The organism is Dysosmobacter sp. Sow4_B12 (assembly GCF_052116665.1).
In the GTDB taxonomy this organism is placed as follows: Bacteria; Bacillota; Clostridia; order Oscillospirales; family Oscillospiraceae; genus Oscillibacter.
Map to the genome: position 1 here is coordinate 14,148 of NZ_JBQKKR010000021.1, position 13,301 is coordinate 27,448.

General features: G+C 60.5%; 13 protein-coding genes and 1 riboswitch. Of the genes, 4 read left to right on the forward strand and 9 right to left on the reverse strand.

What is annotated here, in order from left to right; translation table 11 throughout:
- Window position 1: 1 nt before the first annotated feature.
- Window positions 2–727 (reverse strand): GntR family transcriptional regulator, encoded by a 726-nt coding sequence (locus tag ACTQ4R_RS12605; protein WP_441629211.1) that lies wholly within the window; start codon window positions 725–727, stop codon window positions 2–4.
- Between the two features lie 257 nt (window positions 728–984).
- Here ACTQ4R_RS12605 and ACTQ4R_RS12610 point away from each other — a divergent pair, with 257 nt between their 5' ends.
- Window positions 985–1,977 carry a 2-hydroxyacid dehydrogenase gene (locus tag ACTQ4R_RS12610; protein ID WP_441629213.1) on the forward strand — a complete coding sequence of 331 codons (993 nt, stop codon included), beginning with the start codon at window positions 985–987 and terminating at the stop codon, window positions 1,975–1,977.
- A gap of 4 nt (window positions 1,978–1,981) precedes the next feature.
- Window positions 1,982–2,494 carry a shikimate kinase gene (locus tag ACTQ4R_RS12615; RefSeq protein ID WP_441629215.1) on the forward strand — a complete coding sequence of 171 codons (513 nt, stop codon included), beginning with the start codon at window positions 1,982–1,984 and terminating at the stop codon, window positions 2,492–2,494.
- A gap of 45 nt (window positions 2,495–2,539) precedes the next feature.
- Here the strand turns inward: ACTQ4R_RS12615 and ACTQ4R_RS12620 are convergent, their stop codons facing one another.
- The 4 genes from ACTQ4R_RS12620 to ACTQ4R_RS12635 form a co-directional block, all read right to left on the reverse strand.
- Window positions 2,540–3,448: an NAD(P)/FAD-dependent oxidoreductase gene (locus ACTQ4R_RS12620; protein ID WP_441629217.1), complete on the reverse strand. Its 909-nt coding sequence runs from the start codon at window positions 3,446–3,448 to the stop codon at window positions 2,540–2,542.
- Between the two features lie 6 nt (window positions 3,449–3,454).
- Window positions 3,455–4,312 (reverse strand): NAD(P)-dependent oxidoreductase, encoded by an 858-nt coding sequence (locus ACTQ4R_RS12625; protein ID WP_441629219.1) that lies wholly within the window; start codon window positions 4,310–4,312, stop codon window positions 3,455–3,457.
- A gap of 22 nt (window positions 4,313–4,334) precedes the next feature.
- On the reverse strand, window positions 4,335–6,725 hold the full coding sequence (locus ACTQ4R_RS12630) for a ribonucleoside triphosphate reductase (RefSeq protein ID WP_441629221.1): 2,391 nt from the start codon (window positions 6,723–6,725) through the stop codon (window positions 4,335–4,337).
- A 160-nt stretch (window positions 6,726–6,885) separates the two neighbouring features.
- Window positions 6,886–7,581 carry an anaerobic ribonucleoside-triphosphate reductase activating protein gene (locus ACTQ4R_RS12635; RefSeq protein ID WP_441629223.1) on the reverse strand — a complete coding sequence of 232 codons (696 nt, stop codon included), beginning with the start codon at window positions 7,579–7,581 and terminating at the stop codon, window positions 6,886–6,888.
- A gap of 276 nt (window positions 7,582–7,857) precedes the next feature.
- Here ACTQ4R_RS12635 and ACTQ4R_RS12640 point away from each other — a divergent pair, with 276 nt between their 5' ends.
- Window positions 7,858–8,682 (forward strand): C39 family peptidase, encoded by an 825-nt coding sequence (locus ACTQ4R_RS12640; RefSeq protein WP_441629225.1) that lies wholly within the window; start codon window positions 7,858–7,860, stop codon window positions 8,680–8,682.
- A 62-nt stretch (window positions 8,683–8,744) separates the two neighbouring features.
- On the opposite strand, the gene ACTQ4R_RS12645 is transcribed toward ACTQ4R_RS12640, so the two are convergent.
- The 3 genes from ACTQ4R_RS12645 to ACTQ4R_RS12655 all read right to left on the reverse strand — a co-directional run bounded on the left by ACTQ4R_RS12645 (window position 8,745) and on the right by ACTQ4R_RS12655 (window position 11,384).
- Window positions 8,745–9,485: an amino acid ABC transporter ATP-binding protein gene (locus ACTQ4R_RS12645; RefSeq protein ID WP_441629227.1), complete on the reverse strand. Its 741-nt coding sequence runs from the start codon at window positions 9,483–9,485 to the stop codon at window positions 8,745–8,747.
- Window position 9,486: 1 nt separating this feature from the next.
- Entirely contained in the window at window positions 9,487–10,362 is an 876-nt protein-coding gene (locus ACTQ4R_RS12650) for an amino acid ABC transporter permease (RefSeq protein WP_441629229.1), read from the reverse strand.
- Window positions 10,363–10,469: 107 nt separating this feature from the next.
- Window positions 10,470–11,384: a transporter substrate-binding domain-containing protein gene (locus ACTQ4R_RS12655; protein ID WP_441629231.1), complete on the reverse strand. Its 915-nt coding sequence runs from the start codon at window positions 11,382–11,384 to the stop codon at window positions 10,470–10,472.
- Between the two features lie 128 nt (window positions 11,385–11,512).
- Window positions 11,513–11,687: riboswitch (Lysine riboswitch) on the reverse strand.
- Window positions 11,688–11,871: 184 nt separating this feature from the next.
- Here ACTQ4R_RS12655 and ACTQ4R_RS12660 point away from each other — a divergent pair.
- Window positions 11,872–12,405: a phosphatase PAP2 family protein gene (locus ACTQ4R_RS12660; protein WP_441629233.1), complete on the forward strand. Its 534-nt coding sequence runs from the start codon at window positions 11,872–11,874 to the stop codon at window positions 12,403–12,405.
- Window positions 12,406–12,440: 35 nt separating this feature from the next.
- Here the strand turns inward: ACTQ4R_RS12660 and ACTQ4R_RS12665 are convergent, their stop codons facing one another.
- On the reverse strand, window positions 12,441–12,884 hold the full coding sequence (locus ACTQ4R_RS12665; protein WP_441629235.1) for a zinc ribbon domain-containing protein: 444 nt from the start codon (window positions 12,882–12,884) through the stop codon (window positions 12,441–12,443).
- Window positions 12,885–13,301: the final 417 nt, after the last annotated feature.

A 13,301-nucleotide genomic window follows, 5' to 3' on the forward strand; every position in this document is an offset into this window, starting at 1 on the left:
GTCAGAGCTTTTTCCGCATGACGGTGTGGCGGAAGATGCCGTCTGCGAAGTATTCGTTGGAGCAGAACACAGGGTTGCCGTCAATATCAAAATCCACCTCATCCATGTTCAGAAGCGGCGTGCCGATGGGGACCTGGAAAATCTCCGCCAGGGCGGCGTCCGCCACAGCGGGGCGCAGGTCCGTTAGGTCCAGATAGGGGTTGATGCCGCAGAACTGCTGGAGAAAGTGGAAAATGGGGAGCTTCAGATCTTTGATGGTATAATTTCCTTTTGCCAGGGCCTTTTCCATCACGTCCTCGCAGTAGATGGCGGGCCTGCCGTCGGCTGTGCACAGGCGGGAGACCCGGATGACGGGCGTGCCCTCCTCGATCCGGAGCTGGGCGGCGATCTTTTCGTCGGCGGTGCCCTCGGTCACGCGGACATAGGCCACAGCCGGCTCAAAGCCGCTCTGGCGGATCATATCCAAAAACTCCACTTCAATGTCCATGCGGGTCTGGACGTTCAGAACGTGGCGGTTGATGATGGTGCCGACGCCGTGGCGGCGGGTGATGAAGCCCTCCCGCTCCAGGGAAGCCAGAATGTCCCGCAGCTGTGTGCGGCTGATGCCCAGCTTTTCCGCCAGAACGCTCTCACGGGGGAGGCGCTGGCAGTCCGCGTAGGCGCCGTCCTTCATATCGGTCAGAAGCTGGGCGCGGATGGTTTTGGACTGGGTAGGCTGACTGCTCATAAAGTTCACCTCATCGCATCGCAAAAAATGGTACTACCCTTTTAAAGGTCGTACCTATTGTATCGAATTTACCCAGGGGCTGCAATTGACAAATTCGACAGTTTGCGCAAAGAATTTCAGCGCAACCGTTGTAAAGGCCACCGATGACAGCCGAAGGCCTGGAAAAGGGCGCTTTTTCGTGTGATTTGACCGTGGACATTTGTCCGTACCCTGCTATAATACCGTTTATAACATTTGCACCGAGGAAGCGAATACAAATGAAAATTTTGATTCTGGGAGCCCAGGAGCGGTATGAAAAATACCTGCCCCAGCTGCCCTTCATCCGCCAGCAGGAACTGGTGTTTTGGGACAAGGACACGCCGCAGGCGCAGCTGCTGGCCCACGACGCGGACGCGGACATCCTGTTCGTGGATGCCATCACGCCGGTGACAGCGTCGCTGATGGCCGGCATGCCGAAGCTGAAGCTGGTCCATTCCGAGGGGGTGGCCTATGACAAGATCGACCTGGCGGCAGCCCGTGAGCGGGGCGTGTATGTCTGCAACAACAAGGGCTGCAACGCCGGCGCCGTGGCGGAGCAGGCCATCATGCTCATGCTGATGCTGCTGCGGCGGGCGGTCTCCGGTGACCGGGCTGTCCGGGAAGGGCGGCAGATGGAAGTGAAGGAGCGCTGCATGAAAGGCGGCATCCGGGAGCTGTCGGACTGCCGGGTGGGCCTGGTGGGCTTCGGTGACATTGCCAAGGCCACGGCGGAGCGCTTGGCGGCTTTCGGCTGTGAGGTCTATTATTACACAAAGCACCGCCGGGACCGGGAGGAAGAGGAACGTTACGGTGTCACGTATACCTCTTTGGAGGAGCTGGCTGCTTCCTGCGACATCGTCAGCCTCCACTGTGCCGTGACGGAGGAGACCCGGGGCATGGCGGACGAGGCCTTCCTGGCGCGGATGAAGTCCACGGCGTATCTGGTGAACACCGCCCGGGGCGAACTGGTGGATAACCTGGCTTTGCGGCAGGCCCTAATGGATGGGAAGCTGGCTGGCGCCGGACTGGATACCCTGGCGCCGGAGCCTGTGACAGCGGATAATCCCTTAGTGACCCTGCCGGCACCTGCCTGTGACCGGGTGGTGCTGGCGCCCCATCTGGGCGGCATCACGGAGGCCAGCTTCCGCCGCAGCCACCTGCACATGTGGCGGAACGCGGAGCGGGTGGCAGACGGCCACAGGCCGGACAATATTGTAAACGGATTGGAATGAACCTATGAAAAACATCGTACTGATCGGAATGCCCGGTACGGGCAAAAGCGTGGTGGGCCATGCCCTGGCGCAGCGGCTGAACTACACCTTTGTGGACCTGGATGAATCGATTGTGGAGGCAACAGGCAAGACCCTGCCGGAGATTCTGCGGGAAGATGGTCTGGAGGAATTTTTCAAAATTGAGGAAAAAGTGGGCGTGGAGCTGAACCGGACGGACACGGTGGTATCCACCGGCGGCAGCATGGTCCTCTATGAGGACGCCATGGCCCACCTGCGGGAAAACGGCGTCATCGTCTGGCTGGAGACGCCCCTCAGCCAGATCGCGGAGCGGATGCCGTTAAACCTAACGGACCGGGGCATTGCCGCTCCGGCGGGAATGACGCTCCGGCAGATCTATGAGCAGAGGGAGCCGCTGTACGCGAAATACGCCGACCTCATCGTAGTCAGCCGGGACGGCGCCGACGGCACGGCCCGGGAAGTGCTGCAGATGCTGCGTACTGTTGGCATCGAACTGTGAGTACAAAGAAAAAGGACCTCCTGCCAAGGCAGGAGGTCCTTTTGTTCACAGGTCGTCGCAGTATTTGCAGGCTGCCAGGGCCGCTACGGCACCGTCGGCGCAGGCGGTGGTCAGCTGGCGGACAGCCTTGGCCCGGCAGTCTCCGGCGGCAAACACACCGGCGGCAGGGGTCAGACAGTCCTCACCGGAGGGGATAAAGCCGTCCCCGTCCACCGGCACCAGAGAAGCGGACAATGCCGCTTCCGGTATTTGCCCCACAGCCTCGAACAGGCCGGAGACTGCCAGCTGGCGCTCAGACCCGGTCAGCGTGCTTCGCAGGGACAGGCCTGTCAGCGTGTCACCGCCCAAAAGCCCGGTGACCACGGTGTCCATGGTGAGAGATACATTGGACCGCTTGCAAAGGGCCTCTGCCAGGACCGGGTCGCCCCGAAAGGCGCTCCGGCGGTGGATGACGGTCACGTGGCGGCACAGGTCCGAGAGGAACAGGGCGTCCTGAAGGGCGGTATTGCCGCCGCCGCACACGGCCACGTCCTTTCCCCGGTAAAAGGAGCCGTCACACACGGCGCAGAAAGAAACGCCAGTCATGGTGTCCTCCCCGGGCAGACCCAGGGTGCGGCGCTTCATGCCGGTGGCCAGGATGAGGGCGGAGCAGGTGTAGGAACCGTAGTCCGTGACCACGGTCCTGGGGGTTCCGTCCCGAACCTCCAATACCTCCTCCAGCTCCAGTCGGGTGCCCAGAGCCTCCGCCTGGGAGTACAGCCGGTCCGCCAGCTCCGCGCCGGAAATAGACAGGAGTCCCGGAAAGTTTTCCACCTTGGGAGAGGAGGCGATTTGACCGCCAAAGCCCTCCTTTTCCAGCAGCAGCACGGATTTGCCCGCCCGGCGGGCGTAAATGGCGGCGGTGAGACCGGCGGGGCCGCCGCCCACGATGAGAACATCAAAGTGCTCGGCCATGGATACTCACGCTTTGTCGGGATAGCGGACCTTGGCCACGGCGGTGCTGTCCTCACTGTCAAATTCACGGGCACGGCGGTAGTAGTCCAGCACGGCTTCCCCCAGCGGCAGGGTCATGCCGTCCGCCAGGGCCATGGCCAGTTCCAGGTCCTTGCGCATGAGGGCCACGGTGAAGCCGGGGGCGTAGTCGCCGGAGCGGATCTTGGGGAAGGAGGCCCGCAGGGCGGCGGAATCGCCGCTGGAAGCGGACACGGCGTCAAAGAAGGCGTCGGGGTCCACACCGTGGGCCTCCGCCATCCGCCAGGCCTCGCCCACGGCGGTTTTGTTGATGGCACTGAGGAGATTGTTCAAGGATTTGATAATCTTGCCCTGGCCGGGCTTGCTGCCCACATAGCAGAGCTTCCCGGCGATGTCCCGCAGAACCGGCGTCACCCGGTCAAATACCTCCCGGTCGCCGGCGCACAGCATGGACATGGTGCCGTTGGCGGCTCCCTTGACACCGCCGGACACCGGCGCGTCCAGCAGGGAAACGCCCCGGGCGGCACAGAGGGCCGCGGCTTTCTCCGCCGCCGCGGCGGAGGCGGAGGTCATCTCCACCACTACGCTGCCGGCAGGCAGGGCGGACAAAAAGCCCTCATTCAAAAGGCCCAGCAGAGCGTTGTCATTGGGGACGATGGTGAAGATCAGCTCCGCGTCCCGCAGGGCCTCCGCCGGGGAGGCGGCGATGGTGCCGCCCAGTGCCTGGAGATGCTGGGCGGGGGCCGGGTCACGGTGGACAGCGGTGGTGACGCGGTGACCGGTCTTCAGCAGATTGGCGGCAATGGGAAAGCCCATGTTTCCCAGGCCGAAAAACGCAATATGCATAGATACTTCTCCTTTTAAATTGTTAACGGGCTGTGGACGCGTACTTTTTGATGACGGAGGCATTCACCAGCTTTTCCACCTGGTCCCCGTGGCGGACGATGAGGGTGGGCGCCTGCTGGATGCCGTATTGGCTCACCAGGTCCAGGTGCTCGCTGACATCCATGGCGGTATAGGCAAGGCCCGCCTTTTCCAGCTCGTGCTTGGCGATCTTGCAGTTGGGACAGGTCTTGGTGGTGAAGAGGAACAGCCCGTCCTTCTGAGCGGGAGCGGCGGCCACGCTGGCGCCGCCGGGATCGGCAGCGGTGCCTTCCCGGTCGCAGAGCCGCCGGCCCTCCAGCCGGGAGTTTTCCACTTGATATTCCCGGCGGTCCTTGTACTCCTGGACCTTGCCGTCGTTCCAGTTCTGGACGGGGCGGTAGTAGCCGGTGATGCGGCTCCACACCTCGCAGGGCTTGCCGCAGGTGGGACAGGTGGCGTGCTCGCCGGAGATGTAGCCGTGATCCTGGCAGATGGAGTAGGTGGGGGACATGGTGTAGTAGGGCAGCTTGAAATTCTCCGCGATCTTCCGCACCAGGGCGGCGGCCGCCTTCCAGTCCGGCAGCTTTTCCCCCAAAAAGGCGTGGAACACCGTGCCGGAGGTGTACAGAGTTTGGAGCTCGTCCTGGATGGAGAGGGCCTCGAAAATATCCTCCGTGTAGCCCACGGGCAGGTGGGAGGAGTTGGTGTAATACGGCGTGTCGCCGGGGTGCTTGGCGGCGGTGATGATGTCGGGGTACTTTTCCACGTCGTGCTTGGCAAGGCGGTAGGTGGTGGACTCGGCGGGGGTGGCCTCCAGATTGTAAAGGTCGCCGTAGAGCTCCTGATAGTCGGAAAGGCGATCACGCATGTGGTTCAGCACATCCTTGGCGAAAGCCTGGGTCTCCGGGTGGGTCAGGTCCTTGCGCAGCCACTTGGCGTTGAGGCCCACCTCGTTCATGCCGATGAGGCCGATGGTGGAGAAGTGGTTATCAAAGGTGCCCAGATAATATTTGGTATAGGGATACAGCCCCGCGTCCATCAGCCGGGTGATGACCGTGCGCTTGGTCTTGAGACTGCGGGCGGCAATGTCCATCACGTGGTCCAGCCGCTCATAAAACTCCTCCGGCGTCTGGCTGAGGTAGGCGATGCGGGGCAGGTTGACGGTGACCACACCCACGGAGCCGGTGGATTCGCCGGAGCCGAAATAGCCGCCGGACTTTTTCCGCAGCTCCCGCAGGTCCAGCCGCAGCCGGCAGCACATGGAGCGCACGTCGGAGGGCTCCATATCGGAGTTGATGTAGTTGGAGAAATAGGGGGTGCCGTACTTGGCGGTCATCTCGAACAGGAGGCGGTTGTTTTCCGTGTCGCTCCAGTCAAAGTCCTTGGTGATGGAATAGGTGGGGATGGGATACTGGAAGCCGTGACCCACGGCGTCGCCCTCGGTCATGATCTCGATGAACGCCTTGTTCACCATGTCCATTTCCCGTTTGCAGTCGCCGTAGGTGAAGTCCATCTCCTTGCCGCCCACAATGGCCGGCAGGTTCTCCAGGTCTTTGGGCACGGTCCAGTCCAACGTGATGTTGGAGAAGGGGGCCTGGGTGCCCCAGCGGGAGGGTGTGTTTACGCCGTAGACGAAGGATTGGATGCACTGCTTCACCTCTTTATAGGAGAGGTTGTCCACTTTGACAAAGGGGGCCAGGTACGTGTCAAAGGAGCTGAAGGCCTGGGCGCCGGCCCACTCATTCTGCATGATGCCCAGGAAGTTCACCATCTGGTTGCACAGGGTGCTCAAGTGACTGGCGGGGGTGGAATTGGTCTTGCCGGGGATGCCGAGGCCCTGCTGGATGAGCTGCTTGAGACTCCAGCCGGCACAGTAGCCGGTGAGCATGGAGAGGTCGTGGAGGTGGATGTCGCCGCTTTTATGGGCGGCGGCGATCTCCGGGTCATAGATCTCGCTGAGCCAGTAGTTGGCGGTGATGGCACCGGAGTTGGACAGAATGAGACCGCCCACGGAATAGGTGACGGTGGAGTTCTCCTTCACTCGCCAGTCGCTGATCTGCAGGTAGCTGTCCACCAGGTCCTTGTAGTCCAGCACGGTGGATTTCAGATTGCGGACCTTTTCCCGCTGCTTGCGGTAGAGAATGTAGGCCTTGGCCACGTCGGCGTAGCCGGCCTTGCTGAGGACGTTTTCCACGCTGTCCTGAATGTCCTCCACGGTGACAAGGCCGTCCTTGATCTTCGCCTGGTAATCGGCGGTGACCTTCAGCGCCAGCAGGTCAATGATGTCGGGATTGTATTCCATGTGGGTGGCCTCAAAGGCCTTTGTGATGGCGATGCTGATCTTGGACAGGTTGAACGCCGTGACGCTCCCGTCCCGTTTTACCACTTGATACATAACGATGACCTGCTTTCCAAATGTAATAAATGTTGTTACGTTTTGCGCGAAAGAAATGGGCGCCAGGCGCCCTGCACTATCATTCTACCATGCATCCCTGGGAAGTCAATTGGATGGAAGCACCAGATATTGTGCCTTTTTTGTAAAGATTGCCCAATATTTAGTCGACACCCCGCAGCTCCACCTGGCCGAAGAAAGGATGGGCAGCAGCGGCAAAGTCTTGCAGCTCCTGCGCTGTAAAGCCGTGCCAGCCCTCCTGGACCAGATTCCCGGAGTCCGTGAAATTTTGCAGGAAATACCTGGGGGCGCCCTGGAGCCAGCGGCCGATGGCCTCCACATCAGACACGGTGTGCAGCTCCCGGACGAAAGTGGTGCGGAACTCGTGGTCCACGCCGCTCCTCGTCAGCAGCCGGACGCTCTCCTCCACGGCGGCGGTGTCAAAGCCGGGGATACCCACGGTCCGCGGGTACTTTTCCGGGCTGTTTTTGATGTCCATAGCCACGTAATCCACAAGTCCCGCCTCCAGAATGGCAGCCAGGCGGTCCGGAAAGCAGCCGTTGGTGTCCAGCTTCACGGCAAAGCCCATGTCCCGGACCTTCCGCAGGAAGTCCGCCGCGTCTGTCTGCAGCAGCGGCTCTCCGCCGGAGAGCACCACCCCGTCCAGCAATCCCCGCCGCCGCTCCAAAAACGCCAGCACCTTCGCCTCCGGCAGCTCCGGTGTTTCATCCAGTCGGGTCACCAGCAGGGCGTTGTGGCAGAAGGGACAGCGCAGGTTGCATCCGCCGGTGAACACCGTGGCCGCCAGCTTGCCGGGGTAGTCCACCATGGACAGCTTCTGCAGTCCGCAAAGATACATGGGCTCATCTCCAAATCACAAGATGTTGTTATTATAACGCGCGTTGACCACAAGAACAAGAGGAAGTTCAAAAAACAGCTCGTGTTGAAAAACCCGTCGGAGCACAGGGGAGAGGCTGCCGTATCTGCGGAATGAATGATTTTTAGCAACAAAAAACAGAAAAAACAGGGAAAATCATGTATTGCGAAAAGTGATACCTTTCCCCTATAATACCATCATTCCATGGGACCATGGAAAATCGGACAGGGGGGAGGACCCCCGAAAAGGAGATCGACAATGAAAAAAACAGTCACCCTGGCGCTCACCATCTTGCTGGTGCTTGGACTGATGTCCGGCTGCGCCAATGACACACCGGCTCACAATGCCGAGAACGCGGAAAACACGGATCCAATCGCGAGAGCTGAGAATTTCAGCGATGAGATGAAGATCCCCTACGCCATTGACCTCTCTCCGGAGGACGGCGCGGACTCTGTGGAACGGACGGGAGACCATGAAAATTCTCCCTACTTCGCCCATCCGGATGTCTACAATCTGGAGTCCACGGACACGCTGACGGTCCTCCACAATTTCAAGACCCAGCAGCAGACCAGCGAATGGGCCTGCGGCGTCACCTCAGCCCTAATGGTGCTGGAGTGGTACGGCAAGCTGGGCGACTGGAATGAGGAGACACTGGCGGCTTTGCGCCATTCCCTGGACGGCACGGAACTGGAGGGGTATCCCGGGACCACGCTGGACCAGGCTATGGACATTTTCAACGGCGTAGGCGGTTTTGATATGGTCACCACCCATGACCGCCCGGAGGGCATTTGGATGGATGACATTCAGGGCTGGCTGGCAGATGGCAAGCCGGTCATGATCTGCTGGAATGACTGGGGCGGCCACTGGCAGGTCATTGTAGGCTACGACACCATGGGCACCGAGGCGGAAAACGACGATGTGTTCCTGGTGGCGGACCCCTATGACACCACCGACCACAACCAGGACGGCTACGGTGTCTACCCGGCGGAGCGGCTGATGTACAACTTCACCATGTACGATTCCTTCCCCGAAAGCGAAGGCGGCAACGACATGCTGTTTATCGTGGCCAGCCCGGCGGAATAAAGAAGAAAGAGCAGCCCGGGAAAACCGGGCTGCTCTTTTTTTGCTTGCAAATAGGGGGGCTGTTAATTCTGGCGGAACCGGGAGAGGAAGTCCTTTGTTTCCTGCCGCTGGGGGTTGCCGAAGACATCGGCGGGACTGCCCTGCTCACAGATGACGCCCTGGTTCATATACACTACGTGGTTGCTGACATCCCGGGCAAAGGCCATCTCGTGGGTCACCACCAGCATGGTCATACCCTCCTGGGCCAGGGCCCGCATGACAGAGAGGACTTCTCCCACCATCTCGGGGTCCAGGGCGGAGGTGGGCTCGTCGAACAGCAGCACCTCCGGGTCCATGGCCAGGGCCCGGGCGATGGCCACCCGCTGCTTCTGACCGCCGGAGATCTGCCGGGGCTTGGCGTTGATGTAGGGGGCCATACCCACCTTCTGCAGGTATTCCATGGCGTGAGTGCGGGCCTCTTCCTTGCCCTTTTTCAAAACCTTGATCTGGCCCACCATGCAGTTTTCCAGCACGGTCATGTTGTTGAACAGGTTGAAGGACTGGAACACCATGCCCACGTGGGAGCGGTAGGCGGCGGCGTTGACGCCCCGGCCCGCCACGTTTTCGCCGTGGTACAGGATCTCGCCGGAGGTGGGAGTCTCCAGCAGGTTGATGCACCGCAGCAGGGTGGACTTACCGGAGCCGGAGGCGCCGATGATGGAGGTCACGTCGCCCTTTTCCACGGTGAAGTCGATGTCCCGCAGGACCTCGTGGCTGCCGAAGGATTTGGACAGGTGGTTGATCTGCAAAATCATCTCGCTCATATCAGCGCCCTCCTCTCATGCGGCCGTGCTGGGGGTCCTGCTGGATCTGGTCCCGGTACTCCTTGCTCTGCTCGTCAAAGGGACTGCCCTTGCCGGGATGGTTGTACGTACCGGCGGTCATGGTCAGTTGGTCCGTCTGGACCAGCTCGTAGCTGCTGTCGCCGTCCAGTTTCTTTTCTACCCAGCGCAGCAGGAAGGAGGCGATGAGGGTCATGGTCAGATAGCCCGCCATCTCTACCGTGGCGGAGGGGAAGTACAGGTAGCTGGCGCCTACGGCTGCCCGGTGGGCGGCAAAGAAATCCGGAAAGCCGATGATGAACATGACGGAGGTGTCCTTCACATTGATGATGAAGTTATTGCCGATCTGCGGCATGATGTTCCGCAGGGCCTGGGGCAGGATAACGCTGGTCATGGTCTGCACATGGTTCATTCCGATGGCCTTGGCGCCCTCTGTCTGGCCGGGGTCGATGGAGATGATGCCGCCCCGGACGGATTCGGCCATGTAGGCGCCGGTATTGACGGAGACCACCAGAACGGCGGCCACCCAGATGTTGGTGAATTTCACGGCGTTGTCCGTGAAGTAGGGCAGGCCGTAATACATGAACACGGCCTGCAGCACCATGGGCGTGCCCCGGAACACTTCCACATACACCCGGACGATGACGCGGATCAGCCCCAGGAAGAACCGCTTGACGGGGGGGTCGTTCTTGGCGCAGGGGATGGTGTTCAAGACACCGCACACGAAGCCGATGAGGCAGCCGATGACGGTGGCCACCAGGGCCAGAGCCAGGGTGTTTCGGATGCCGGTGACGTAAGAGCCGCCATATTTGGTCCACAGCTTGCCGATGTCGGCCGCCAGCTGGACGAATTTATCCATGGAGAGAGCTCCCTTCTGTCTGGAAATGTGAAACGTGTTCCGCAGGGGTCAAGGCGAGAGGACAGATCGTCCTCTCGCCTTGGGGTAAGATCATGCGGTGGCTGTGTTTATTCGCTCAGAGGCTGGATGGAGATGGCCTCTTCCATCATGCTGTTGAAATCATCCACGTTCATGGTGGACAGGACGCTGTCGATGGCCTCCTTCAGCACGGTGTTGCCCTTCATCAAAGACACGCCGATGTTGACGTTCTCGGCCCGGACCTCGTCGGAGAACTGGAAGTCGCCGTCCGTGCCGGAGAAGTCCAGAATCTTCATGTCGGGATAGGCGGCCACGGCGCCTTGGGCGGTGGGCATGTCGGTGCAGATGAAGTCCACCGTGTCGGTCTCCAGAGCCATCAGCATGGCGGGAGCAGTCTCAGCGGCGGTCTGGATGTTGGCGCCCTCGATCTGAGGCAGGCACTGGTCATACCAGATGGTGGCGATCTGCGCGGTGCAGGAGCCGCCGGCCAGGTCGGAGATGGAGGTGGCGTTCGCGAACTCACTGTCGGCCTTGGTGACGCAGACGATGGTGGCGTAGAAATAGGGACCTGCGAAGTCCACCTGCTCGGCGCGCTCGGCGGTCATGGACTGGCCGGCGATGACGGCGTCAAAGGTGCCGGTCTGAACGCCGGGGACCAGGGAGTCCCAGTCGGACTGGATGACCTCCAGCTCCCAGCCGTTGGCCTCGCAGATCTTCTTGGCGATCATGACGTCATAGCCGTTGGCGTAAGAGCCGGGGACGTTGGAGATGGGCACGGCGCCGTTGGAGTCGTCGCTCTGGGTCCAGTTGTAGGGAGCGTAGGCGCACTCCATGGCGATGGTCAGCACGCCGTCCTCCACACCGGAGGAAACGCCGGAGGATTCGGCGGGAGCCTCGGTGGAAGTGTCAGCGGGAGCCTGGGCGGGGGCTTCCTGCTTGGAGCCGCAGGCGGCCAGGGAGAGGGTCATGGCCAGGGCCATGAGCAGGGACAAAAACTTCTTCATGATGTTCACCTTTCCAATCTGTTGTTTTGCGGTGCGAACAGTCCCGCGCCGCCGGGACAAAAATTGGACCGCTTTGTCAAGCGGTCCATGGAATATACGGAAACAAGCCCGCACGGGCATTCCGAACAGCCATTGATAGCGCTTCACAAAAAACTCTGTGACAGTCCGGCAGATATTTTCTGCCGGCCCAGCATGGAACAGCCAGGCCGCCTTCCCATACTTCGGCGGTGTTCCCTTTCCCCTCCGGCGGATGCCTGACCTTGCCGAACGGGTACTGATGAACCCCGCGCCTCTATCTCAGCGATTCAATTTTGAGGACATCCTATCACTCCCGGCGGACACTGTCAACCGCATTTCCGGGGAACGCGGTGATTTTTGTATAAATCGCAGAGAAAATTTCCAGATAAAGGGCGGCGGTTTATGGTATAGTAATGATAGTGGCCCTGTAAGCGATTGACATAATAACTGTATGACGAAGGAGCGAGCCATGCAAGCGACGGAACTTTTCATCTTGGATTGGATGCAGAATCACCTGCGCTGCGGCCTTTTGGACGCGGTGCTGCCCGCTATCAGCTGGACCTGCAACCACGGAGAAGTGTGGATACTGCTGGCGCTGCTTCTGGTGCTGCGGAAGAACAGCCGCCGCCAGGGGTGGGCCGTGGCAGCGGCCCTGGTGCTGGACCTGGTCTGCTGCAATCTGTTTTTAAAGCCCCTCGTGGGCCGTGTCCGGCCCTTCGCCGTGAATCCGGCGGTGGAGCTGCTGATCCCGCCGCCGCTGGATGCCTCCTTTCCCTCCGGCCACACGGCGGCGTCCTTCGCGGCGGTGTTTGCCCTGCGGGGAAGCGGCAGCCCCCTGTGGAAGCCCGCCCTGGCTGTGGCCATCCTCATCGCCTTTTCCCGGCTGTACCTGTACGTCCACTGGCCCAGCGACGTGCTGGGCGGGGCGCTGCTGGGGGCGTTTCTGGGCTGGGCCGGCGCCTGGACGGCAAAGCAGGTATATGCCGCCCTGGAAGGAAAATGAAACGGCAGGAGGGGGAGACCCTCCTGCCATTTTCGTTATTTGCTCCAGTGCTTCAGCTTGGGCAGGGCGGCGGCAAAATAGGCCCGGGCCTGCTCCGGCGGGAAATTCTCGCCGGACATGTGCTCCACCAGAAATTCCAGCAGCTGGTCCATGTCTTTGTAGGCGAATTTCCCGTCGGCATAGCACCATTTGCAGTACTCCTCATTGAAGCTGCCGTCTGTCTCCCGGCTGAGCTGGCCGTCGTCGGTGAGGGGCATGCCGCAGCACTGGCAGACCAGCCGCCGGGGACTGCCCAGCAGCGTGTTGATGGAAACGTCGAACAGCGCGGAGAGGCGCCGCAGCGTATCGGTGTTGGGCAGCGTTTCGCCGTTTTCCCACCGGGAAACAGCCTGCCGGGTGACGAACAGCCGCTCCGCCAGCTCCTCCTGCGACAAAGCGTGCTTGTCCCGCAGGGACTTCAAAATCTCGCAAGTCTTCATATCCGCATACCCCCATATCGTTGATACCGCCATGATAACAGAAACCGGCCCGGCGGGCAAGCAACCATAAGTTGCGTTCCGGCTTCCCAACAGTGTCTGCAAATTCGGACTTCCCGGGTTCGTTATACCGTGCCGCGGAACTGCCCCGGCAGAGGCTGTTGGAAAAATAGCCGGGAATTTTTCCGGCGGTGCAAAGGGAGCGGCGAATGTCCCAATGAACTTAAAATGTTGGTGAGCGAAACTACGGTGATTTCACCTGCTATCTTTATTGCGGATAGCTCCATAGTATCGAATAATGGCCTCAATAAATCTTGCTAATGTTTGTCAAGGACTTTTTCTGAAAACTACAACGCAAAAATGGCGCACCAAATTAACCCATCAGATTGCGGGCTTTGAAAAAATGATGTAGAATCAAAG